Source organism: Kribbella antiqua (assembly GCF_004345665.1).
GTDB lineage: Bacteria > Actinomycetota > Actinomycetes > Propionibacteriales > Kribbellaceae > Kribbella > Kribbella antiqua.
Genome location: NZ_SLWR01000005.1, coordinates 233,717 through 255,408, shown reverse-complemented (window position 1 = coordinate 255,408; position 21,692 = coordinate 233,717). Strand labels below are relative to the sequence as shown.

Here is a 21,692-nt window from a genome sequence, read left to right as displayed (position 1 = left end):
CAAGATGACGATTAGACTCCGATGCATGGACTTCGAGCCGCTCGGCCTGGCCACCGATCTGGTCATCCTGACCGTCCGCGAGGGCGCGCTGCAGGTGTTGCTGATCCGCCGCGGCATTGCGCCGTACAAGGGCCGCTGGGCGCTGCCGGGTGGCTTCGTTCGGCCCGACGAGGACCTGGAGGACTCCGCGCGGCGTGAGCTCGCGGAGGAGACCGGCCTGTCCTCGGACCGCATCCACCTCGAGCAAGTCGCGACGTACGGCGCTCCGCACCGCGACCCGCGAGGTCGGGTCGTCAGCGTCGCCTATCTGGCCCTGGTGCCTGATCTGCCCGCGCCGGTCGCGGGGTCGGACGCCGCTTCGGCGAGCTGGGTTGCCGCCGCCGAGGTTCTCGACGATCCCGGCCGGCTGGCCTTCGACCACCACCGGATCCTGTCCGACGGCGTCGAGCGCGCCCGCGCCAAGCTCGAGTACTCCCCGCTGGCGAGCGCGTTCTGCCCGCCCGAGTTCACCATCTCAGAGCTTCGCGGGGTCTACGAAGCGGTCTGGGGTACGCCGCTCGATCCGCGCAACTTCCACCGCAAGGTCACCAAGACCCCCGACTTCGTCGAGCCGGTCGGTGCGACCACCACCCGCGACGGCGGCCGCCCTGCCCAGCTCTTCCGCCGCGGCAGCGCCACCATCCTCTACCCGCCGATGGCTCGCGGCTGACTGCGAGCGGCCAGTTCCTCGGCCGTGATCAGGTCGGTGTGGGTGCCGGGGGAGCCGCAGGCCCAGGCGCCGGCGATCGAGCCGGCCAGGGCGGCCTCGTACCAGCTGACGCCGTCGAGATAGCGGGCGAGGAAGGCCGCGACGTAGGCGTCACCGGCGCCGTTGCTGTCGACGACCGGACGGTTGGACAGCTTCACGGGCGGAATGTGCTGTGGGGCTTGGTCGCGGATATGCAGGTAACTGCCGTCGGCTCCAGACATCGCGACGACGACCTCGGCGCGGCCGTTCTTGAAGATCCAGTCGACAGCGTCCGGCGGGAGCTGACTCGTGGAGACGAAGACGATGTCGGCGGCCGTCGCGAAGTCCTTGTGGTAGTCGTTCCGGCCGTCCCAGTCGTGCAGGTCCGTGGAGACGGTGCAGTCCGCGGCTACTGCGTCGGCCAACGCGTGCCGGGCGAAGTCCATGATCGAGACATGCACATGCCGCGCCCGGACGACGTTCGTCCGCCACAGATCCGGGTCGACGACGAGCCCGGCCGGGTGGCGCGCGTCGTACAGGGACATTCGGCGTCCGTCCGGGGAGACCAGGTTGACTGAGTGCCGCGTGCCGCTCGGGTGGATCGCGACGTGCAGCGGCATGCGCAGTTCGTCGTACAGGCGCCGGATCCGGTGGCCTTCGTCGTCGTCGCCGATAACGTCGGCGAGACCTGCGTGCATACCGAGCAGGTGACATCCCAAGGTCACGCCGTGCCCGGTGTGGGCGACGTAGGTCTCGATCGGCTCTACCCGGATCGTCTCCACATCCTTGAGCGGCAATCCCGGTACCCGAACAATCGTGTCGACTCCGACTCCACCAATCACGAACACGTCCAAATCCATGCGTCTCGTATACCTGACTTTCGACAGGGGTTCCACCTTCCTTTCGTGGGAGGTGCGCGCCGGGACCGGTGCGAAAGAGTCGGCCCATGCTCACGCGAAGACTTCTCCTCGGTGCCGTTGGCGGCGCATTCCTCAGTCCTGCGGTCTCGCTCGCCGGGCCTGCCTCAGCAGTCCCGTTCGCCGAAGCCACTTCCCGCCGTGCGCCGGTGCCCATTCGCCTGCCACGGCCGACCGGTCCATTCCCGGTCGGGACCACGGAGCTGCACCTGGTCGACCAGCGGCGAGACGATCCCTACAAGCCGGGTCGACCACGCGAGCTGATGATCAGCGTCTGGTATCCGGCGTCCGGCACGGGCGAGCGAGCGCCGTACCTGCCGCCGCTGACCGCCAGGATGTACGCCGAGGATGCGGCCGTCGCGCTGCAGCAACCGGTGGATGCGGTCGACTGGGTCGGCGCACGCAGTCACGCGGGTCTGCTCGCGCCGGTGAGCCGGAGTTGGGGCCGGCGACCGATCGTGCTGTTCTCACCGGGGTTCGGCGTACCGCGAGGGCTCGGGTCGATCATGGTCGCGGAGCTCGCAAGCCGTGGGTACGTCGTGATCACCGTCGACCACACCTTCGAGGTCGCCGGCGTCGAGTTCCCCGGCGGGCGGCTCGAGGTGCAGGCTCTGCCACTGGGCTCATACGCCTTGCTGGCCAGGGAATCCCGCGTCGCCGACGTCCGCTTCGTCCTGGAGGCGATCACCAGACTCACGTACGGCGACAACCCCGACGCCGGGCATCGTCGCCTGCCGGCTGGGCTCGGCGACATCCTCGACCTTGACCGGATCGGCGCGTTCGGGCACTCGGCCGGTGGCATCACCTCGGCGGACGTCATGGATGTCGATCCGCGCGTGACGGCCGGGATCGACATGGACGGCACGCTCGCCTACGGCTATCCCGATCCGGCCGACTGCCCGACTGTTGCCCACGGCACCGATCGCGCCTTTCTGTTCCTGGGCGCGGGCGGGACCGCTCCGGGCGGGCAACCACAGACTCACTTGACCGAACGGTCCTGGGGCTTGTACTGGGACCACTCCACCGGCTGGAAGCGAGATATCAATGTGCCGGACGGAATGCATTACACGTTCATCGACCACCAAGCGCTCATCCCCTGGTTCCAGCGCTTCTTCACCGTCCCACCGGAGCTGGTCGCGAACACGGTCGGCACCGTCGATCCCGACCGCATTCTCCGCTCGCTCCGGACCTACATCCCGGCTTTCTTCGACCAGCACCTGCGCGGCAAGGCCTTCGACTGGAGCCGTGCGTTGCCAGAGACGACGTACATCAGCTGATTTGCAGCAGGTCTCCCGGCTGGCAGTTCAGTGCCTCGCAGATGGCGGTCAGGGTGGAGAAGCGGATCGCCTTGGCCCGGCCGTTCTTGAGGACCGACAGGTTCACGACCGTGACAGCGGCGCGCCTGCCAGCTTACTGCTTGATCGGGGCGCCGGTCTTGGACTGGAGGTCGTCGAAGGTGACGCCGTCGGCGAGCTCGACCAGCTGCAGGCCGTCGTCGGTGACGTCGAGGACGGCCAAGTCGGTGATGATCCGGTTGACCACGCCGCGGCCGGTGTAGGGCAGGTCGCACTCCTCGAGGATCTTGTGCGAACCGTCCTTGGCGACGTGCTCCATCAGCACGATCACCTTCTTGGCGCCGTGCACCAGGTCCATCGCGCCGCCCATGCCCTTGACCATCTTGCCCGGGATCATCCAGTTCGACAGGTCGCCCTTGGCCGACACCTGCATGGCGCCCAGGATGGCCGCGTCGATCGCCCCGCCGCGGATCATCCCGAACGACAGCGACGAGTCGAAGAACGATGCCCCCGGCAACGTCGTGACCGTCTCCTTGCCGGCGTTGATCAGGTCCGGGTCCTCCTCGCCCTCGACCGGGTACGGGCCGACGCCGAGGATGCCGTTCTCGCTCTGCAGGACGACGGTGACGCCGTCCGGGATGTAGTTCGGCACCAGGGTCGGCAGGCCGATGCCGAGGTTGACGTACGAGCCGTCCTCCAGCTCGGCGGCGGCGCGGGCGGCCATCTGCTCACGGGTGAGTGGCATCTCAGGCCTCCAGCTTCTCGCGCGCGGCTTCGTAGGCCTCGCGGGGTTGCACCGTGCGCTTCTCGATCCGCTTCTCGATGTCCTTGCCAACGGCAACCACACGCTGGACGTAGACACCGGGCAGGTGGATCTCGTCCGGGTCCAGCTCACCAGGCTGGACCAGCTCCTCCACCTGAGCGATGGTGATCCGCCCGGCCATCGCGGCCAGCGGGTTGAAGTTCCGCGCGCTCCGGTCGAACACCAGGTTGCCGTGTGTGTCGCCCTTCAGCGCGTGCACCAGGCCGAAGTCGGTCGTGATGGAGTGCTCCAGCACGTACGTCGTACCGTCGATCTCCCGGGTCTCCTTGGGCTCCGATGCCTTCGCGACCGAGCCGTCGGCGTTGTACTTCTGCGGCAGCCCGCCCTCGGCGACCTGGGTGCCGACGCCGGCCAGGGTGAAGAAGGCGGCGATCCCGCAGCCGCCGGCCCGCAGCTTCTCGGCCAGCGTGCCCTGCGGCGTCAGTTCCACCTCGAGTTCACCGGACAGGAACTGCCGGGCGAACTCCTTGTTCTCCCCGACGTACGACGACGTCATCTTGGCGATCCGCTTGTCCGCCAGCAGGATCCCGAGGCCCCAGTCGTCGACACCGCAGTTGTTCGAGACGACGCTCAGCCCGGTCACCCCCTTGTCGTGCAGCGCGCTGATCAGCTCCATCGGGTTTCCGCACAGCCCGAAGCCGCCGACCGCGAGGCTCGCGCCGTCCCCGATGTCGTCGACCGCGGCTTGCGGCGAGTCGTACGTCTTGTCCATCCGGCTGCTCCGTTGCAGTGTCGTGGGCTGGGTCGTCTCGACTCTAACCAGCCAGCCACGAGTCAGGCGATAGCCACCTCCTGTGGCCACTGCCACAGGTGTTCCGCGGCCCTACTCCGAGGTGTGCCGAGGCACTATGCGGAGGCTTCGGAGCTGATCAGCAGATTCAGCTCGTGCATGGCCTCGTAACGGGCGTCCTCCAGGGCTTCGGAGTCGCGCGACAGCACAATGGCCAGGTGCTCCCTCGCCGTCAGCAGGTCGCCAGTGCCGCGAGCGACCCGAGCCAGGCCGATGTGGGCGGCGGCAGCGGTCTCCGGCAGGTCAGCGTGCTCAGCGAGAGCCAGCGCCCAGCTGAAGTCCTCACCGGCCGCGTCCAGGTCGCCCTGGTGGCGGTAGAGCTCGCCGCGCTGGCACAGGAGCAGTCCGGACTCGTCGTCGGCCCGGAGCTTCTCGGCCAGCTCCAGAGCCTCGCTGATGATGTCGACCGGGTCGTCGACGATCTCTCTGAGGGCCGTCAGCGCCAGGAACATCCCCCAGCGGTCGTCGAGCATCCGGAAGCGTCCCAGCGCCGTACGCAAGGCCTGCGCGGCCTCACCTGGCGTGGCAGAGGTCAACCCCGGATAGCCGCGGCACAGCTCGACTGCTGCCCTGGTCCAGGCGTCGCCGTCCTCGTTCCGCGCCAGTACCTCTTCCACGGCCGAGGCGGACTCGAACGGCCCGAACACGAGTGACCACAGCAGCACGGTCACCGAGTACCGGAAAGGTCCCGTTGTGGCGACCACGATCTGCTGGGCGAGTTCCAACTGCTCCTGCTCAGCTGACGCGGCTCCGTGGAGCACCGCCAGCAGGTACTCCTCGTCCAGCCCGACAGGCACGGTCCGGCCCAGCATGCTCAGCACTCGCTCCGCAGCCGCCGCGGCCTCGTCCTGCAGCCCCTGGGACCACCAGTAGCCCGAGTACTCCGCGACCAGTCGCAGGGCGGTCCGGGGGTCGGTGTCACAGGCGCGTTCGATCGCGCTCACGACCTGGTCGTCGTACAGGTCGTCACCCCCGAAGTCCACGTACCTCATTGTCTACCGGCAGTGTTGACGCCACGTCACCGGGTCAGAACCGCAGTACGCCCCATCGGTCCGGCCGGTGCATGTCGACGACGTACTGCGGGGACCAGACCCAGAACTCTCCCTCGGTGCCCTTCACGTACGTGCCGTCGTCGACCGAGTGCGGCCACTGGCACCGCATGAGGTTCATCCGCCACTCGTCACCCGGCTCCGGCGGCGTCCCCCGGCCTTCGTTGTACGGCGCCAGGTCGGCCCACGGTACGGCGATCTCCACCGACCACCCGGTGTCGGTGTCGGACGGGTCGTTGAGCGTGCCGTCGATGTCGATCGCCGTGCGCAGGCCGGGCAGGTTCGTCGGATCGACCGGCACGCCGCCGTCGATGTACGGCTTCGGCAGCGTGAGCTCCCAGATCGTGCCGAGCGGGTTGATCTCGAACTCGTAGTAGTTCAGCCCGTCGCCGTCCGGGTCGAGGAACAGCTCGAAGTTGTTCTCCTCGAACAGCTTGGTGTTCTTCTCCCGCATCGTCGACCACACGTGCGGTTCCTCGAGCAGGCCGCCCACGTAGAGGTACTCGTCGTCGTACATCAGCTTCGCCCGGGTCCGGAACCGCGGCGCCGGGCCGGCACCGGTGATGTCGACGAACGGCGTCGTCCAGGGCGCGATGTTCCAGGCCGGGTCGGTCAAGGACCCGTCCAGGTTGGGCGCGGTCGGCGTACGCGGGCAGTCGTAGACAGGCAGGTCAGGCATCGGCGCGCTCCAGGAGTCGGGCGACGAGATTGGCGAGCAGGAACGTGATCGCGGTCAGCACAGGTACGACGACCAGCGTCCACGGTGACGACAGATTCTCGGACAGAAACGCGAGTACGACGACCAGCATGAACGCGACCCCGAGGAACGCCACCAGCCGGGGATTCGGCATCGCCAGCCGGCTGAGCGCGAGACCGCCGAGGACGATCGTCACCACCACGATCAGCACCAGCAGCGGGAGCCCGAGCGCACCGCAGTTCGAGCTGTCGCGGACCCGCTCACAGCCACGCTCGCTCAGCCACACCAGCGCGATGGTCGCGAACCCGCACAACACCCCGACCACGGCCAGAATCAGCAGCGGCGGCAACGGCGGCGCGTCGTACCGCCCTTCGTCGGCCTCCTCCGCGTCTTCCTCGTCGGCCGCCTCCAGCACAGCCTCGAGGTCAGCCGGCATCCGCCCGTCCTCGTCCTCGCCGTCAGGCTTGTCGTGGCTCATTGGCGCAGGCTACCGACAATCGGCCGGATCAAGCAGCGTCGAAGGACTTTGCGATCGCGTCACGTACGGCGGCATCCGTCGGCACCGGGACGCCACGCTCGGCCGCAAGCTCGGCCAGCGACACCATCGTCACGTCGTGCAACCCGCAGCTCGTGAACGTGTGAAACACCGACATGTCGGGATCCACATTCACCGAGAAGCCGTGGCTGGTCACCCCGCGCCGGATCCGCATCCCGATCGAGCAGAGCTTCCGCCCGTCCTCGGTCCACACCCCGACCAGACTGCTCGCCCCCTTCGGCGTATCCCGCCGTACGACCGGAAACCCGAGCGACCCGAGCGCCTCGATCAACCCGTTCTCCACCCATCGCACGATGTCGACGGGGCCCCGCTGCTTCAGGTCGATCACCAGATAGCCCACCAACTGCCCCGGCCCGTGGTACGTCGCGAATCCGCCTCGATCCACCGCCACAGTCGGCGTACCCACAGGCAGATCGGCCGGCGAGGTCCGCGGCCCATACGTGATCACCGGCGGATGACTCAGCAAGAACAACCGATCCGGCGCCGCCGCCGAGACCCGCTCCTCGACCCACCCCCGCATCTCCTTCGCCGCAACCTCGTACTCGACTTCGCCCAGATCAATCCGCCGCATGCCTTCAGCGTAGGTCGAGTGGGGCGCGGTACAGGATGTCGTAGAGCAGCCGCCGATCCAGTACGACGCCAGGCGACAACCAGGCGGTGAGCTCACCGGCCGCCGCTTCCGCGGGCACGCAGGTGATTACCTGGTTGGAGCCGCCGGTCGCGATGTTGACTGGCCCGTCGGAGTGAATGATGAGGAAGCCGTGCACCTCAACGCCCTTGAGCCTCGCGTGCCAGGCGTTGACCACGGCCTCGAGCCCCGGGCTGTCGAACGGCTGTCCGTTCCGTAGCAGGGATCCATAGGCGTCCAGCGCGTAGGTTCCGCCTGGCGCGACCACGGAGGAGACCACGGCGACACGGTGGTTCGCCAGGACCAAATGGGCCACCGCGAGGTTCCCGACGCGTGCGCCGTGGATCAGCTTCGCAGCTGGAAGACTCAGGACCTCTTCGAGGACATGTGCGGTACGCCGGTGGCGGAGTACGTCCGGGGCGGCGAGCGGGGCGATCCACCCGTCGTCCACCAGCGGCTCGCCCGGCCGTCCCCAGACGTTGGCGTCGTACGCGGCCCACTTGTCGATCGCCTGGTCCAGTTCGCGGACGGCGGACCATCGGCTCCCGAGCCACCGGACCACCACGAGTCCGCCGACCACGGCGTAGACCCACGCCCGGCTGGTTGTGCTGAGGCCGGCGTTCGCGAAGGGAAGGAACGTGACCACGACGACCCCGAGCGCGATCAGCACCCCGCAGCCGGTGATCCGGGCATGAAAAGGGACCCACCGCTGCCAGTGCGGCGGCAGGGCGACGACGACCAGCGCGGCGAAGCAGGCGCCCATCGTGATGTCCCAGCCATCCCGGCGCGACAGGGCCACGTAGGGCCCGACCGTGAGCACCAGCCAGAGGATCAGGGTCAGCAAGGCCGCGACGCGCCACCGGCCGAAGCGCGGAACCACCCGGAAACCGCGCGGGCTGTGCCTCTGAAGCGTCTCGCTGCTCGGAGCATCCGCGGGCCGCTCGTCATTCGCCGCCTCAGGTCCGGCCTCGTCGTACGACGGCTGAGGACCGGCCTGCTCGTACGACGCCTGGGGGCCGGGCTGGTCGGGCGAGGGCTGCGGGTCGGGCTTGTCCTGCGGCGGCTCAGGTGTGGGATCCGCGGAGCGCGGTCCGTCGAGGGTCGCGTCGTACGCGGCTCGTTTGTGCGGGTCGGAGAGCGTCGCCCAGGCCTCCTGGACCAGGCGGAAGAGGCCCGCGTTGCCGCCCTGGTCCGGGTGGACCTGGAGGAGCAGCCTTCGATAGGCGGACTTGATCTCGGCGGTCGTCGCCGTGCGCTCGACGTCGAGTACCTCGTAGTGATCGGCCCCGCTCACCCCAGTCCTTTCGCAACCGCGCCCGGAAAGCATTCAGGGCCAGCCACCGGAGTGACTGGCCCTGAATGTCGAGTCGGGCTGACAGGATTTGAACCTGCGACCTCTTCGTCCCGAACGAAGCGCGCTACCAAGCTGCGCCACAGCCCGAAGCCTCGGATAGCTTACATGCGGCTAGGGCTGGGACGAAATCGGGTTAATCCGTGGGACGAGAGTGAGCAGAGTCGCCTCTGGCCGGCACGCGAATCGGACCGGGGCGTACGGCGATGTGCCGAGCCCCGCCGAGACGTGCAGAGCCGCCTGGCGACCCTCGTGGCCCCAGGTGGACATGCCCTTCACGCGGGACGCGTCCAGGTCGCAGTTGGTGACCAGAGCGCCGTAGATCGGCACCGCAAGCTGACCACCGTGGGTGTGCCCGGCGAGCACCAGCGGATACCCGTCGCCGACGAAACCGTTCAGGACTCGCTGGTACGGCGCGTGCGTCACGCCGATGGAGAGGTCGGCCGTCGGGTCCACCTCGCCGGCGATCTCGTCGTACCGGTCCCGCTTGATGTGCGGGTCGTCGGTGCCGGCGAAGTCCAGCCGGAGGCCGTTGACCTTGAGCGTGGCCTTGGCGTTGTTCAGGTCGACCCAGCCGGCGCCGGTGAAGGCGCGGCGCATCTCCTCGAACGGGAGGTCCGGGCCATGTGGCTTGTGCCGCTGCTTGTGCGCGGGCAGCAAGTACTTGCCCGGGTTTTTGAAGTGCGGCTTCCAGTAGTCGTTGGACCCGAACACGAACACACCCGGCAGGTCGAGCAATTCGCCGTACGCGCGAAGGAGCGGGAAGACCGAGCGTTCGTTGGCGATGTTGTCGCCGGTGTTCACGACCAGGTCGGGCTCGAGCTCGGCCAGGTCGTTGACCCAGTTGATCTTGCGCTCCTGGGTCGGCATCAGGTGTAGGTCGGACAGGTGCAGCACCTTCAGCGGCGCCGTCCCCTCGGGCAGCACGGGCACGGTGAACCGGCGCAGCGTGAACCAGCGCACCTCGATCCCCGCCGCGTACGCGACGCAGGCCGCACCCACGGCGCCGACGACCGCCGTGGTCTTCAGAGTGGTGGTGGCAAGCCCGCGCAAACTCATTTCACCAGCCTGCCACAATCTCTGCTATGTCCAACTCCGGAATGAAGCAGCGCCTGCACGACGACATGACCGCGGCCCTGAAAGCCCGCGACGAGATCCGTAAGTCGACCCTGCGGATGGCGCTCACCGCGGTCACCAAGGCGGAGGTGGCCGGCAAGGAGGCCCGCGAGCTGTCCGACGCCGAGATCGTCGACGTGCTCAGCTCGGAGGCGAAGAAGCGCCGCGAGTCCGTGATCGCCTACCGCGACGCAGGCCGCGCCGAGCTCGCCGACAAGGAACAGGCCGAGGCGGACATCCTGGCCGAGTACCTGCCGGAGCAGCTCTCCGAGGAGGAGATCGTCGCCCTGGTCACCGAAACCATCGCCGCGACGGGCGCCGCCGAGCTCGGCCCCCGCGGCATCGGCAAGGTGATGGGCGCCCTCCAACCAAAGGTCAAAGGCAAAGCCGACGGCTCCGTCGTCTCCGCCGAGGTCAAGCGCCAGCTCGGCGCCTGAGCCTCAGCGGCCTCGTCCGCCGCAGTTGGGGTACTTGGGGTTCCAGGGTGGGCAGTTCGGGTTGATGGTGGTCGGGCTGCCTGGCGGGGTGGTGGTTGTGGGGGTGTTCGGCTTGTTCTTCTTGCTGCCGTTGGAGACGTAGATCGTGACGAGGGAGCCTTCCGGGGCGCCGTCGCGCTGGCGTGGGTCGGTGTAGGCGACCGTGCCGGCGGTCTCCTCGGAGTTGACCGTGCCGGAGGCGATCGCCACCTCGAAGCCGGCCTGACGCAGCTTGTTGGCGGCGTCGTCCGGGTTCATGCCGTTCACGTACGGCAGGTCCTTCACGTTGCCGCGCACCGTCTTGTCGCTCGGCGCGACGAAGCTCGTCACCGGGTAGTACTTCAGCGCGCCCTGCATCGCCGTCTTCCACAACGGACCAGCGGTGCCGGAGCCGGAGGCGTCGTACATCTTCTTGCCGTCGAGCGTCTGGCCGATCAGGTTCCGGTAGGGCACCGATGCATCCGCAACGACAGCGGCGGCTGCCAGCTTGGTGGAATAGCCGGCGTACCAGACAGCCAGATTCTGCTGGATCGTTCCCGTCTTGCCGGCCAGTTCGCTCTTGCCGAACTTCAGCTTCGAGCCCGTGCCGCCCGGCTCCATCACCTGGTGCAGCACCGCGTTGACGCCGTCGGCGACCTCTGGCGCCAGTGCCTGCTTGCAGTCCGCACCCGGCGTGCTCATCGGCTTGCCGGCCGAGTTCTTGACCGACGTGACCACCCACGGCTTGCAGTACATGCCCCGCGCGGCGAAAGCGGCGTACGCGCTCGACAGCTGCAGCGGGGTCACGTAGCCGACGCCCAGCGTCATCGCCGGGTACTGGCCGAGCGGGTCGCCCGACTGTGCGTCGTACAGCCCCAAGGACGAGGCGATCCGGAAGATCGGGCAGAGGCCGGTGCGCTGCGAGAGCTGCAGGAAGTAGGTGTTGGTCGACTTCTGCGCCGCCTGGATCATGGTCGGATCCGCGACGTTCTTGGTCGAGTTGCTTGGTGCGTAACCATTCTCGGCCTTGACGGTCCCGTCGCAGGTGCTCCACTTCTTGCCACTCAGGTCGAGCGTGTTGGGTGAGTTGATCTTGTAGTTGAGGGGGATGCCCTTCTGGATCGCGGCGGCGATGGTGAACGCCTTCATCGTCGAGCCGTTCTGGAAGCCGCCGTACCCGCCGGCGTAGGACTTCTCGACGTTGTAGTTGTACGACGTCTGGTTGCGCTTGTTGCCGTACGGCCGGCTCTGCACCATCGCCTTCACCAGGCCGGTGCCCGGCTCGACGATGGTGATCGCCGCGATCGCCTGGTCGGTCGCCTTCGAGTGCTCGTTGATCGACTGCTGCGCGGCCGCCTGGATCCGCGGGTCGAGCGACGTACGAATCGTCAGGCCGGCGGTCTTCAGGTAGTTGGCCCGGTCGGTCTTGGTCTTGCCGAAGGCCGGGTTCTCCTCGAGTTGGGAGACGATGTACTCGCAGTAGAACGGGTATCGCCCGTTGGCGCAGCCGAGCTTGTTCGGGCTGACCTTGTTCGGGTCGATGACCGGGGTCTTCAAGGCTTGGTTGGCCTGGTTCACCGAGATGACCTTCAGTTCGAGCATCCGCCGGATCACCACGTCGCGGCGGTCCTTGGCCCGCTTCATGTTGTTCGTCGGGTCGTAGCCGGTCGGGTTCTTCACCAGGCCGGCCAGCAAAGCCGCTTGCGGCAGCGTGAGCTGCGACGCGTGTACGCCGAAGTAGTGCAAGGAGGCGGCCTCGATGCCCCAGGCGCCGTCGCCGAAGTTCGCCAGGTTGAGGTACTTCTCCAGGATCTCGGTCTTCGAGTACTCCTTCTCGACCGCGATCGCGTACCGCAGTTCGGCGACCTTGCGCTGGTACGTCTCGGCCGTCGCGGCGGCGACTTCCTCCGGCGTGTTCGCCTTCTCGACCAGGCTCATCTTCACGTACTGCTGGGTGATGCTGGAACCACCCTGCTGCACCGAGCCGTTCGACTGGTTGCGCAGCATGGCGCGCAGGGTGCCCTTGAGGTCGAGCGCGCCGTGCTCGTAGAACCGGTCGTCCTCGATCGCGACGATCGCCTTCTGCATGATCGGCGCGACCTGGCTGAGCTTGATCGGCACCCGGTTCTGCTCGGCCAGGGTGGCGATCACGCTGCCGTCGGCGGCCAGGATGGTGCTTTTCTGCTTGAGCGGCACCTCGTCGAACTGCTGCGGCAGGTCTTCCAGGGTCTCTGAGGTCTTCTCGGTGGTGAACCCGGCGAGGCCGGCGAACGGGATGGCGAGACCGGCGGCCAACGCCCCCGACAGCACGCTCACCCCAAGGAACAGAACCACAGATTGGACGACTCCCCGGTCGCCCCTCTCCCTGACGCGCATGGTTATAGAGACTACGGGATCGCATCTTTGGGTTACGGCTGCGAATGTGAGCTCGGTCACGCTGTCTGGACAAAGTTCATCCAAAAGAAGGAGGGCCCGAGCAACAGGCTCGGGCCCTCCAGTTGTACGACGGTCAGGCGGCGTACTGGTGTGCCTGCACGGACGCCGGCTCCAGCGCCAGGTCGAGCACCTCGCGGACGTCGCTGACCGGGTGCACTGTCAGCTCCGCCAGCACGGACTCCGGCACGTCCTCCAGGTCCGGCTCGTTCCGCTTCGGGATCAGGATCGTGGTCAGCCCGGCCCGGTGTGCGGCGAGCAGCTTCTGCTTCACCCCACCGATCGGGAGGACCCGCCCGGTCAGCGACACCTCACCGGTCATCGCAACCTCCGACCGGACCGGCCGGCCGGACAGCAGCGACGCCAGCGCTGTCGTCATCGTCACACCCGCCGACGGTCCGTCCTTCGGGACGGCGCCGGCCGGAACGTGGATGTGCGCGTTCCGCTCGGCCAGGTCGCCGACTGGCAGCCCCAGCTCCGCGCCGTGCGAGCGCAGGTACGACAGGGCTATCTGCGCCGACTCCTTCATCACGTCGCCAAGCTGGCCGGTCAGCGTGACACCGGTCGGGCCGGTCTCCTTGTCCGCCAGCGACGCCTCGACGAAGAGCACGTCACCGCCGGCACCCGTCACAGCTAGACCAGTTGCCACACCGGGAAGCGCCGTACGCTCGACTGACTCCGGAGTGAACTTCGGCGAGCCCAGGTACTTCTTCAGGTCGCCAGAGCCAACAGTCAGGGTGTCAATCTCTTCACCAAGGGCCAGCCGCGCCGTCACCTTCCGCAGGACGCGGGCGATCGACCGCTCCAGCTGCCGTACGCCGGCCTCACGCGTGTACTCACCGGCCAGCAGCCTCAGTGCCGAGTCCTCGACCGTCACCTCGTCCGCTGTCAGGCCCGCCCGCTCCAGCTGACGCGGGAGCAGGTGGTCACGGGCGATGATGACCTTCTCGTCCTCGGTGTACCCGTCCAGCTGCACCAGTTCCATCCGGTCCAGCAGCGGCGCCGGGATGGAGTCCAGTACGTTCGCCGTGGCCAGGAACACCACGTCGGACAGGTCCAGCTCGACCTCCAGGTAGTGGTCCCGGAAGGTGTGGTTCTGCGCCGGGTCGAGCACCTCCAGCAGGGCGGCCGTCGGGTCACCCCGGTAGTCCGCACCCACCTTGTCGATCTCGTCCAGCAGTACGACGGGGTTCATCGAGCCGGCCTCGGTGATGGCCCGGACGATCCGGCCCGGCAGTGCACCGACGTACGTACGCCGGTGACCGCGGATCTCGGCCTCGTCCCGCACACCACCCAATGCGACCCGGACGAACTTCCGGCCCATCGCACGTGCCACGGACTCACCCAGTGAGGTCTTGCCGACACCAGGCGGGCCGACCAGCGCCAGTACTGCGCCACTGCGACGTCCGCCGACCACACCGAGACCGCGGTCCGCCCGGCGACGCCGTACGGCCAGGTACTCGGTGATGCGCTCCTTCACGTCATCCAGACCGGCGTGGTCCGCGTCGAGCACGGCCCGGGCCTCCCGGATGTCGTAGCTGTCCTCGGTCCGCTCGTTCCAGGGCATCTCGAGGACGGTGTCCAGCCAGGTCCGGATCCAGCCCACCTCGGGGGACTGCTCAGCGGTCCGCTCCAGCTTGTCGACCTCGGCGAGCGCGGCCTTACGGACGTGCTCGGGCAGGTCGGCCGCCTCGACGCGGGCGCGGTAGTCCTCTTCCTCGGACTCGGCCTTGCCGTCCAGCTCGGCCAGTTCCTTGCGGATGGCTGCCATCTGCTGGCGCAGCAGGAACTCCCGCTGCTGCTTCTCCATGCCCTCCTGGACGTCCTTCTGGATCGTCTCGGACACTTCGAGCTCGGCGAGGTGGTCCTTCACCCAGCCGATCAGCTTCTCCAGCCGCTCGGAGACGTTCGCGTTCTCCAGCAGCCAGGACTTCTGCTCGTTGGTCAGGTACGACGCGTAGCCGGCCAGGTCGGACAGCTCCGCGGGCTCGTTCACCTGCTTCACGGAGTCGATGACCTGCCAGGCGCCACGACGCTGCAGCACGGAGGTCACCAGGGTCTTGTACTCACGGGAGAGCTCTGCCGAACGGGCGTCGGTGATCTCGTGCAGCACGGTCGCGCCGACCCAGAGGGCTGCCCCGGGTCCGGTAGTGCCCGCGCCGATGAGGACGCGCGCCGTACCGCGGATAACAGCTGCCTGGGCTCCGCCCGGCAACCGGCCGATCTGCTCGATTTCGCCGAGCGTTCCGGCCTTGGCATATTTCCCGTCCAGCCGCGGGACCAGCAGCACCTTGTCCTGACCGGAAGCCTGGGCCGCGTCGATCGCCGCCCGCGCCTCAGCGTCGGCCAGCCGGACCGGCACGACCATTCCCGGCAGGACCACCACGTCGTCCAGCGGCAGAACAGGAAGATTCAACGTATCGGTCACGCTGTCACACCCTTTTCAAGATTGAGTCTGACTGGCTCAACCGTGGGTGTAAGCAAGTAATTCCCGCCGTTCGCTGAGGGTGAACTCAGGCTGTCAGCAGCTCGCCAATCTGGCGTAGACCGGTCAGATCGTGTACGTCGTCCGCCAGTGCCGGCACCTCAACGGTCGGGATCGACCGGTGCCCCCGCCGGAACCGATCCGCCCGCTTGTGGTCCCCGACGACCTGGTGCATCTTGTCCGCGTGCAACCGCAGTACGGCGGCCGCCAACGGCGACTTGTCCGCCTCGTCCAGCCGCTCCGCCGCAGCCAGTGACCGCTCGGCCGACAGTTCCGGCGCGTGCGTGGTCGTCACCCGGTTCAGTACGACGCCGGCCAGCGGCATGCCCTCCTCACGCAACCGCTCGGTGAAGTACGACGCCTCCCGCAGCGCGTCGTTCTGCGGAGACGCCACCACCAGAAACGCCGTGTGCGACTCCCGCAGCAAGGCCACCGTCTGCTCGGCCCGCTGCCGGAATCCACCGAACAACGTGTCGAAAGCAGCAACAAACGTCTGTACGTCGGTCAGCACCTGAGCGCCGAGCACCTTGTTCAATACCGACATCGCCATGTTCACCCCGGCCGACATCAGCCTGAGCGGGCCACGGGCGGGCGCCAACAGCAACCGCAGGAACCGCCCCTCCAGCAACGACGCCAGCCGCTCGGGCGCATCCAGGAAGTCCAGCGCCGACCGCGACGGAGGTGTGTCCACGACGATCAGATCCCAGTCGCCGGTCCGCTCAGCCTGCTTGTGCAGCTGGCCGAGCTTCTCCATCGCCATGTACTCCTGTGTCCCCGCGAACGACGAAGAAAGCGCTTGGTAGAAGGGATTCGCCAGGATCTGCTCGGCCTTCTCCGGGGTCGCGTGCGCGAGTACGACCTCGTCGAAGGTCCGCTTCATGTCCAGCATCATCGCGTCCAGTCGGCCGCCGTTCACGGCGTTCACCTCAGCCACCGATCGCGGCGTGTTGTCCAGCTCGGTCAACCCGAGCGACTGCGCCAGCCGCCGCGCCGGATCGATCGTCAGTACGACGACCTTCCGCCCTCGCTCGGCGGCACGTAACCCGAGTGCGGCCGCCGTGGTCGTCTTGCCGACCCCGCCGGAGCCGCAGGTGATGATGATGCGCGTCTCGGTGTCGTCGATCAGTGCGTCCACGTCGAGGTCTGTCACGCGCCCAACTCCTCGGCCAGGTCGAACAATGCGCCTTGGTCGATTCCCTCCGGCAGCAACGCGAGCTCGGTCACCTGCTTGCCGAGGGCATCTATTCGGTCGCGGTTCTCGCGTTCCAGTCCGACCCGGACGGCGTGGTCGTGAGCCTCGGCGAGCAGGGTCGCGACCAGCTCCTTGCTCACGGCAACACCAGCCGAGCGCAGTCCCTTGCTGATCTCCGTGGTGGGCAGTTTCTCCTTCACCGCAAGCGCGAGCGCGTCGTCGTCGAGCGGGCTGTTGCGGACCATGTTCACCACGATCGACCCGATCCGCAGGTCGAGCGCCTCCAGATGCTCGACCGCGTCCAGGGTTTCCTGAACCGGCATCTCCTCGAGCAGGGTGACCAGATGGATCCGGGTCACGTCGGAGCGCAGCATGCCCATGATCGCGTCCGCCTGGTTGCGGATCGGCCCGACCTTGGCGAGATCGGCGACCTCGTGGTTCACGTTCAGGAACGGCGCGATCCGGCCCGTCGGCGGTGCGTCCAGGACCACTGCGTCGTACGCGAGCCTGCCGTGGGCCTTCCGGCGGGTCGCCTCGTAGACCTTGCCGGTGAGCAGCACGTCGCGCAGCCCGGGCGCGATGGTGGTGACGAAGTCGATCGCGCCGACCTTGTCGAGCGCCTTCCCGGCCCGGCCGAGGTGGTAGTACATGTCGAGGTACTCCAGCAGCGCGGCCTCGGCGTCAACGGCCAGCGCGAACACCTCGCCGCCTCCGGGACCGACGGCGATCCGGCGCTCGACGTACGGAAGCGGTGGTACGTCGAACAATTGGGCAAGCCCTTGCCTGCCTTCGACCTCGACCAGCAGGATCCGTTTGCCCTGCTCGGCCAGCGCGAGCGCCATCGCAGCCGCGACAGTCGTCTTCCCGGTGCCACCCTTACCGGTGACCACGTGCAGCCTCGCCATGCTCCCCAGGGTAGGGCGTGGCGCACAGCACACCGTTCCTGACCGGGGCGGTGGGGTGGGGAAGAGTTCAGTCCTGACCGGGGCGGTGGGGTGGGGAAAGTTTCAGTACAGTCCCCTTCATGAAGAAGTTCGAGTACTTCACCGCGCCGCTGCTGGTCCACTCGACCAAGGAGATCCTGGACAACTTCGGCCAGGACGGCTGGGAGCTCGTCCAGGTCGTCCCGGGGCTGAACCCGGAGAACCTGGTCGCCTACTTCAAGCGGGAGATCGAGGACAAATGAGCCACCCGGAGGAGAAGCTGGCCGCGCTCGGCCTGAAGCTGCCCGACGTGGCCAAGCCGGTCGCCGCCTACGTGCCGGTGGTACGCACCGGCAACCTCGTCTACACGTCCGGCCAGCTGCCGCTGCGCGACGGCACCCTGATCGCCACCGGCAAGGTCGGCGACGCGGTCACCGCCGAGGTGGCGAGCGAGTGCGCCCAGCAGTGCGCGCTGAACGCGCTGGCCGCGGTCAAGTCCGAGATCGGCGACCTGGCGAACGTGAAGCGGATCGTCAAGGCGGTCGCCTTCATCGCCTCGACGCCGGACTTCACCGGACAGCCGCAGGTCGCGAACGGCGCCTCGGAGCTGTTCGGCCAGGTGTTCGGCGAGGCCGGCCAGCACGCCCGCAGCGCGGTCGGCGTCCCCGTCCTGCCTCTCGACGCCCCGGTCGAGGTCGAGCTGATCGTCGAGGTCGCCTGACCTTGCAGTCCCGGCTCCTGTCCGGCCGGATGGCGTCCGCCGCCCTGACCTTCGTACGGGAAGGCGGTACGCCGGTCGAGCCGCGTCCGGCGTCGACGGTGATCCTGCTGCGCGACTCTGCCGCCGGTCCGGAGGTCTACCTCCTCCGGCGGCAGCGGACGATGGCATTCGCAGCCGGTATGACGGTGTTCCCCGGCGGCCGGGTGGACGTGGGGGATGCTTCGGTCGCCGACTCCTGGGCCGGTCCGGCGGCGGAGTGGTTCGGTGAGCGGCTCGGGTGCTCTGGCGACGTTGCTGCTGCTTACGTGGCGGCCGCCGTACGGGAGACGTTCGAGGAGTCCGGCGTACTGCTGGCTGGTCCGTCGGCGGAGTCGGTGGTCGCGGACACGAGTGGTGACGACTGGGAGGCGGACCGGGTCGCGCTGGAGGCGGGGGAGCTGCGGTTCGCCGACTTCCTGCATCGGCGTGGGCTGGTGCTGCGGGCGGATCTGCTCGGCGCGTGGGCGCACTGGATCACGCCGGAGTTCGAGCCCCGGCGGTACGACACCCGCTTCTTCGTCGCCGCGCTGCCCGCCGGCCAGCTGACCCGCGATGTGACGAGCGAGTCCGACCAGGTCGCCTGGATGCGCCCGTCTGACGCGGTGGCCGCTGTCGACGCCGGTGAGCTGCTGATGCTCCCACCGACGTACGTCTGCTGCCGCGACCTCACGTCGTACGACGATGTCGCCGCGATCCTCTCGGCTGCGGTCGAACGCGAGATCCGGCCAGTGCTGCCGACAGTGCGGGTGGACGGCGACCAGGCCTATCTGGAGACGACATGACTGCTGTGACGGAGTTCGCGACTCTGGTGCGGGCCGACAACCCGGGCCTGATGACGCTGGACGGGACCAACACCTGGATCCTGCGTGCGCCCGGTTCGTCACAGTCCGTGGTGGTTGACCCGGGGCCGATGCTCGAGGTCCACCTGCGTGCGGTTCTGGAGGCGGCCGGCGACGTGGCCGTCGTACTGCTGACTCACAAGCACCCGGACCACTCCGAAGGCGCGGCGTGGTTCGCGAACCAGGCTGGTTGTGGAGTGCGTGCTGTGGATCCGGCGTTCCGCCTCCCCACCGACCATGCGCACGGTCTGTCCGAGGGCGACGTTGTCACCGCCGGCGGCCTGCGCATCGAGGTCCTTCCGACCCCGGGGCACACCATGGACTCCGTCTGCTTCTGGCTCCCGCAGGACGGCTCGCTCCTCACCGGCGACACCGTACTCGGCCGCGGCACTTCCGTCGTAGCCCACCCAGACGGTGCCCTCGGCCCCTACCTGGAGTCCCTGGACCGCCTCCGCGCCTTCGCCAACTCCGCAGCCGGCGTAGACCGCCTGCTCCCCGGCCACGGCCCTGTCATCGAGGACCCCACCGACGTCCTCACCTTCTACATCAACCACCGCCGCGAACGCCTGGACCAAGTCCGAGCCGCGATCGCCGCCGGCCACACCACTCCGGAGGCCGTCGTCCAACACGTCTACGCCGACGTAGACCCCACCCTCTGGCCCGCCGCCAAACGCTCAGTCCAAGCCCAACTCGACTACCTCCACCGGTAACCGCTCCTCCGCCGCCAGGGTTGCCCACTGAGCCGCAGGGTTGCCCCCTCAGTTTTTCAGTGGGCAACCCTCCAACTGAGGGGATGCCCACTGGGCTAGAGGGTTGGCGCGGTTATCCACAGGTTGGTGGAAGACGGCAGCGGACAGTGGGTGGTACGGCCGATGCTTGATGAGTGAATCCGAAGTTGAAGCTGCTGGCGGAAGGGCAGGGCGGGGTGTTCAGCCGTGGTCAGGCCGCAGACTGCGGCTACACGCCAGGCCAGATCCACGACCGGATCCGTGACGGCCGCTGGCAGCGGATCCGCTACGGGCAGTACGCCGAGGCAGCGGATCTGAGCCATCTCACGCCATGGGATCAGCAGGGGCAGAAGCACCGGCGGCTCGTCCACGCGGTGATGAACTCCATGCGGCCGGGCAGTGTCGCGGTGAGCCATCAGTCGGCGCTCGCCCTGCACGGCGTGACGCTATGGGGCCTGGATCTCGCGGAGGTCCACCTCAGCCGGCTGGATCGGCATCGCGGAGGCCGGATCGCCGGAGTACGCCACCATCGCGGCAAGCTGACAGAGGCTGACCTGACCGTGGTAGGTCGCCTGCCGGCCACGACCGTATCCCGCGCTCTGTTCGAAATGGCCTGCACGTCGTCCTTCGAGGCAGCCGTGATCAGCGCCGACGCCGTACGTCGTGATCATCCGATCAGTACGGATGTTGAACAGCGTTTGCTGGAAGCAACCGAGTTCTGGCCGGGCAGCGCGACGGCACGGGCTGCCCTGCAGTTCAGCAACCCGTTGTCCGAGTCGGTCGGGGAGTCCCGGTTAAGGGTGCTGATGCAGAACCACGGCCTTCCGACGCCTTTGCTCCAGGTGGCGTTCACAGATGCCGACGGTTTCGTCGGCCGGGTCGACTTCTACTTCCCCGACCTGCGGACCGTGGTCGAGTTCGACGGTCTGGTCAAGTATGCCGGTGCGACGTCCGAAAGCCTCGTCCAGGAGAAGCTCCGGGAAGACCGTCTGCGCGCGCTCGGTCTGCAAGTCGTGCGAATCACCTGGGCCGACCTCGATCATCCCGCCCGGGTGGTCGCCCGTATCCGTCAGGCCTTCGCCCGCTCCTGAATCGATCCGGCATGCCCATCGAGGTGGAGGGTTGCCCCCTCAGTTTCTCAATGGGCAACCCTCCAGCTGAGGGGATGCCCACTGAGTTGGAGGGTTCGCCGGGGGGAGCGGGGTGGTGCGGGTGGGTGAGTTAGCGGGCGCGGCGTTGGAGGCGGTCTACGTCTAGGAGTACGACGGAGCGGGGCTCGAGGCGGACCCAGCCGCGGGAGGCGAAGTCGGCGAGGGCCTTGTTGACGGTTTCGCGGGAGGCGCCGACGAGTTGGGCGAGCTCCTCCTGGGTGAGGTCGTGGTGGACGTGCACGCCGTCGTCGGCGGTGCGGCCGAAGCGGCTGGCCAGGTCGAGGAGGGCCTTGGCGACGCGGCCCGGTACGTCGGAGAAGACCAGGTCGGCGACGATGTCGGAGACCTTGCGCAGCCGGGAGGCGAGCTGGAGGAGCAGGCCGCGGGCCACTTCGGGGCGGCCGGCCAGCCAGCGGAGCAGCTCGTCGTGGGTCAGGGACATCAGCGAGGCGTCGGTCACCGCGGTCACGGTCGCGGACCGCGGGCCCGGGTCGAACAGCGACAGCTCACCGAACATCTGGCCCGGGCCGAGTACGGCGATCAGGTTCTCCCGGCCGTCGGCGGAGGTGCGGCCCAGCTTGACCTTGCCCTCGACGACGACGAACAGCCGGTCACCGGAGTCGCCCTCGTGGAACAGCACCTGGCCGCGACGCAGCCGGTTCTCGGTCATCGACAGGGCGAGCGCGTCGGCCGCCTCGTCGTCGAGCTGACTGAACAGCGGTGCCTGTCGGAGCACGGTGGCATCCACTTTGGGCCTCCTAGGACCTTCGACCACGA

22 protein-coding genes, 1 tRNA gene and 1 pseudogene are annotated in these 21,692 nt (G+C 68.1%); 8 read left to right on the top strand and 16 right to left on the bottom strand.

Annotated features, from left to right (window positions below):
- The first annotated feature begins 25 nt into the window (after positions 1-25).
- The gene (locus tag EV646_RS16470) at positions 26-709 is read left to right on the top strand and encodes an NUDIX hydrolase (protein WP_132149360.1); all 684 of its coding nucleotides are present in this window, start codon (positions 26-28) and stop codon (positions 707-709) included.
- On the opposite strand, the gene EV646_RS16465 is transcribed toward EV646_RS16470, so the two are convergent.
- Positions 685-1,587: a carbohydrate kinase family protein gene (locus EV646_RS16465; protein ID WP_132149358.1), complete on the bottom strand. Its 903-nt coding sequence runs from the start codon at positions 1,585-1,587 to the stop codon at positions 685-687. The genes EV646_RS16470 and EV646_RS16465 overlap by 25 nt on opposite strands.
- A gap of 86 nt (positions 1,588-1,673) precedes the next feature.
- On the opposite strand from EV646_RS16465, the gene EV646_RS16460 reads away from it, so the two are divergent.
- Positions 1,674-2,921 (top strand): alpha/beta hydrolase family protein, encoded by a 1,248-nt coding sequence (locus tag EV646_RS16460; RefSeq protein WP_132149356.1) that lies wholly within the window; start codon positions 1,674-1,676, stop codon positions 2,919-2,921.
- Here the strand turns inward: EV646_RS16460 and EV646_RS16455 are convergent.
- From EV646_RS16455 to EV646_RS16410, 10 genes and pseudogenes are all read right to left on the bottom strand, one after another.
- Positions 2,914-3,036: pseudogene (locus EV646_RS16455) on the bottom strand (helix-turn-helix domain-containing protein); the annotation flags it as partial. The gene EV646_RS16460 and the pseudogene EV646_RS16455 overlap by 8 nt on opposite strands.
- An 18-nt stretch (positions 3,037-3,054) precedes the next feature.
- Positions 3,055-3,684 (bottom strand): CoA transferase subunit B, encoded by a 630-nt coding sequence (locus EV646_RS16450; protein ID WP_132149352.1) that lies wholly within the window; start codon positions 3,682-3,684, stop codon positions 3,055-3,057.
- Position 3,685: 1 nt separating this feature from the next.
- Positions 3,686-4,474: a CoA transferase subunit A gene (locus EV646_RS16445; protein WP_132149350.1), complete on the bottom strand. Its 789-nt coding sequence runs from the start codon at positions 4,472-4,474 to the stop codon at positions 3,686-3,688.
- Between the two features lie 134 nt (positions 4,475-4,608).
- Positions 4,609-5,535 (bottom strand): tetratricopeptide repeat protein, encoded by a 927-nt coding sequence (locus EV646_RS16440; protein WP_132149348.1) that lies wholly within the window; start codon positions 5,533-5,535, stop codon positions 4,609-4,611.
- A gap of 43 nt (positions 5,536-5,578) precedes the next feature.
- Positions 5,579-6,280 (bottom strand): carbohydrate-binding family 9-like protein, encoded by a 702-nt coding sequence (locus EV646_RS16435; RefSeq protein ID WP_132149346.1) that lies wholly within the window; start codon positions 6,278-6,280, stop codon positions 5,579-5,581.
- Positions 6,273-6,776 (bottom strand): hypothetical protein, encoded by a 504-nt coding sequence (locus EV646_RS16430; RefSeq protein ID WP_241996047.1) that lies wholly within the window; start codon positions 6,774-6,776, stop codon positions 6,273-6,275. Before EV646_RS16430 ends, EV646_RS16435 begins: the two co-directional genes overlap by 8 nt.
- 28 nt (positions 6,777-6,804) lie before the next feature.
- The gene (lipB, locus tag EV646_RS16425) at positions 6,805-7,425 is read right to left on the bottom strand and encodes a lipoyl(octanoyl) transferase LipB (RefSeq protein ID WP_132149344.1); all 621 of its coding nucleotides are present in this window, start codon (positions 7,423-7,425) and stop codon (positions 6,805-6,807) included.
- Positions 7,426-7,429: 4 nt separating this feature from the next.
- Entirely contained in the window at positions 7,430-8,776 is a 1,347-nt protein-coding gene (locus tag EV646_RS16420; RefSeq protein WP_132149342.1) for a J domain-containing protein, read from the bottom strand.
- A gap of 73 nt (positions 8,777-8,849) precedes the next feature.
- Positions 8,850-8,923 (bottom strand) — tRNA-Pro (locus EV646_RS16415).
- 24 nt (positions 8,924-8,947) lie between these two features.
- Positions 8,948-9,892 carry a metallophosphoesterase gene (locus EV646_RS16410; protein ID WP_132149340.1) on the bottom strand — a complete coding sequence of 315 codons (945 nt, stop codon included), beginning with the start codon at positions 9,890-9,892 and terminating at the stop codon, positions 8,948-8,950.
- A gap of 26 nt (positions 9,893-9,918) precedes the next feature.
- Between EV646_RS16410 and EV646_RS16405 the strand changes: the two genes are divergently transcribed.
- The gene (locus tag EV646_RS16405) at positions 9,919-10,386 is read left to right on the top strand and encodes a GatB/YqeY domain-containing protein (RefSeq protein WP_132149338.1); all 468 of its coding nucleotides are present in this window, start codon (positions 9,919-9,921) and stop codon (positions 10,384-10,386) included.
- A gap of 3 nt (positions 10,387-10,389) precedes the next feature.
- Here EV646_RS16405 and EV646_RS16400 read toward each other — a convergent pair whose 3' ends face one another.
- From EV646_RS16400 to bagA, 4 genes are all read right to left on the bottom strand, one after another.
- A complete protein-coding gene (locus tag EV646_RS16400; protein WP_241996046.1) occupies positions 10,390-12,738 on the bottom strand; it encodes a penicillin-binding protein in 2,349 nt (782 codons plus the stop codon).
- A 175-nt stretch (positions 12,739-12,913) separates the two neighbouring features.
- Complete coding sequence (lon, locus tag EV646_RS16395; RefSeq protein ID WP_132149334.1) at positions 12,914-15,265, bottom strand: endopeptidase La; 2,352 nt, start codon at positions 15,263-15,265, stop codon at positions 12,914-12,916.
- An 85-nt stretch (positions 15,266-15,350) separates the two neighbouring features.
- A complete protein-coding gene (gene bagB / locus EV646_RS16390; protein ID WP_132149332.1) occupies positions 15,351-16,472 on the bottom strand; it encodes an ArsA family ATPase in 1,122 nt (373 codons plus the stop codon).
- The gene (bagA, locus tag EV646_RS16385) at positions 16,469-17,419 is read right to left on the bottom strand and encodes an ATPase BagA (protein ID WP_132149330.1); all 951 of its coding nucleotides are present in this window, start codon (positions 17,417-17,419) and stop codon (positions 16,469-16,471) included. Before bagA ends, bagB begins: the two co-directional genes overlap by 4 nt.
- Before the next feature lie 119 nt (positions 17,420-17,538).
- Here bagA and EV646_RS39330 point away from each other — a divergent pair, with 119 nt between their 5' ends.
- The 5 genes from EV646_RS39330 to EV646_RS16365 all read left to right on the top strand — a co-directional run bounded on the left by EV646_RS39330 (position 17,539) and on the right by EV646_RS16365 (position 20,855).
- Complete coding sequence (locus EV646_RS39330; RefSeq protein WP_165553378.1) at positions 17,539-17,700, top strand: Sp36 family protein; 162 nt, start codon at positions 17,539-17,541, stop codon at positions 17,698-17,700.
- Positions 17,697-18,158, top strand: coding sequence for a RidA family protein (locus EV646_RS16380; RefSeq protein ID WP_132149328.1), 462 nt, complete (start codon positions 17,697-17,699; stop codon positions 18,156-18,158). Before EV646_RS39330 ends, EV646_RS16380 begins: the two co-directional genes overlap by 4 nt.
- Positions 18,159-18,160: 2 nt before the next feature.
- Positions 18,161-18,979, top strand: coding sequence for an NUDIX hydrolase (locus tag EV646_RS16375; RefSeq protein ID WP_241996044.1), 819 nt, complete (start codon positions 18,161-18,163; stop codon positions 18,977-18,979).
- Positions 18,976-19,746 (top strand): MBL fold metallo-hydrolase, encoded by a 771-nt coding sequence (locus EV646_RS16370; protein WP_132149326.1) that lies wholly within the window; start codon positions 18,976-18,978, stop codon positions 19,744-19,746. The genes EV646_RS16375 and EV646_RS16370 overlap by 4 nt, the downstream gene beginning before the upstream one ends.
- A 173-nt stretch (positions 19,747-19,919) precedes the next feature.
- Complete coding sequence (locus EV646_RS16365) at positions 19,920-20,855, top strand: type IV toxin-antitoxin system AbiEi family antitoxin domain-containing protein (RefSeq protein ID WP_132149324.1); 936 nt, start codon at positions 19,920-19,922, stop codon at positions 20,853-20,855.
- Between the two features lie 130 nt (positions 20,856-20,985).
- Here EV646_RS16365 and EV646_RS16360 read toward each other — a convergent pair whose 3' ends face one another.
- Positions 20,986-21,663, bottom strand: coding sequence for a Crp/Fnr family transcriptional regulator (locus tag EV646_RS16360; protein WP_132149322.1), 678 nt, complete (start codon positions 21,661-21,663; stop codon positions 20,986-20,988).
- Positions 21,664-21,692: the final 29 nt, after the last annotated feature.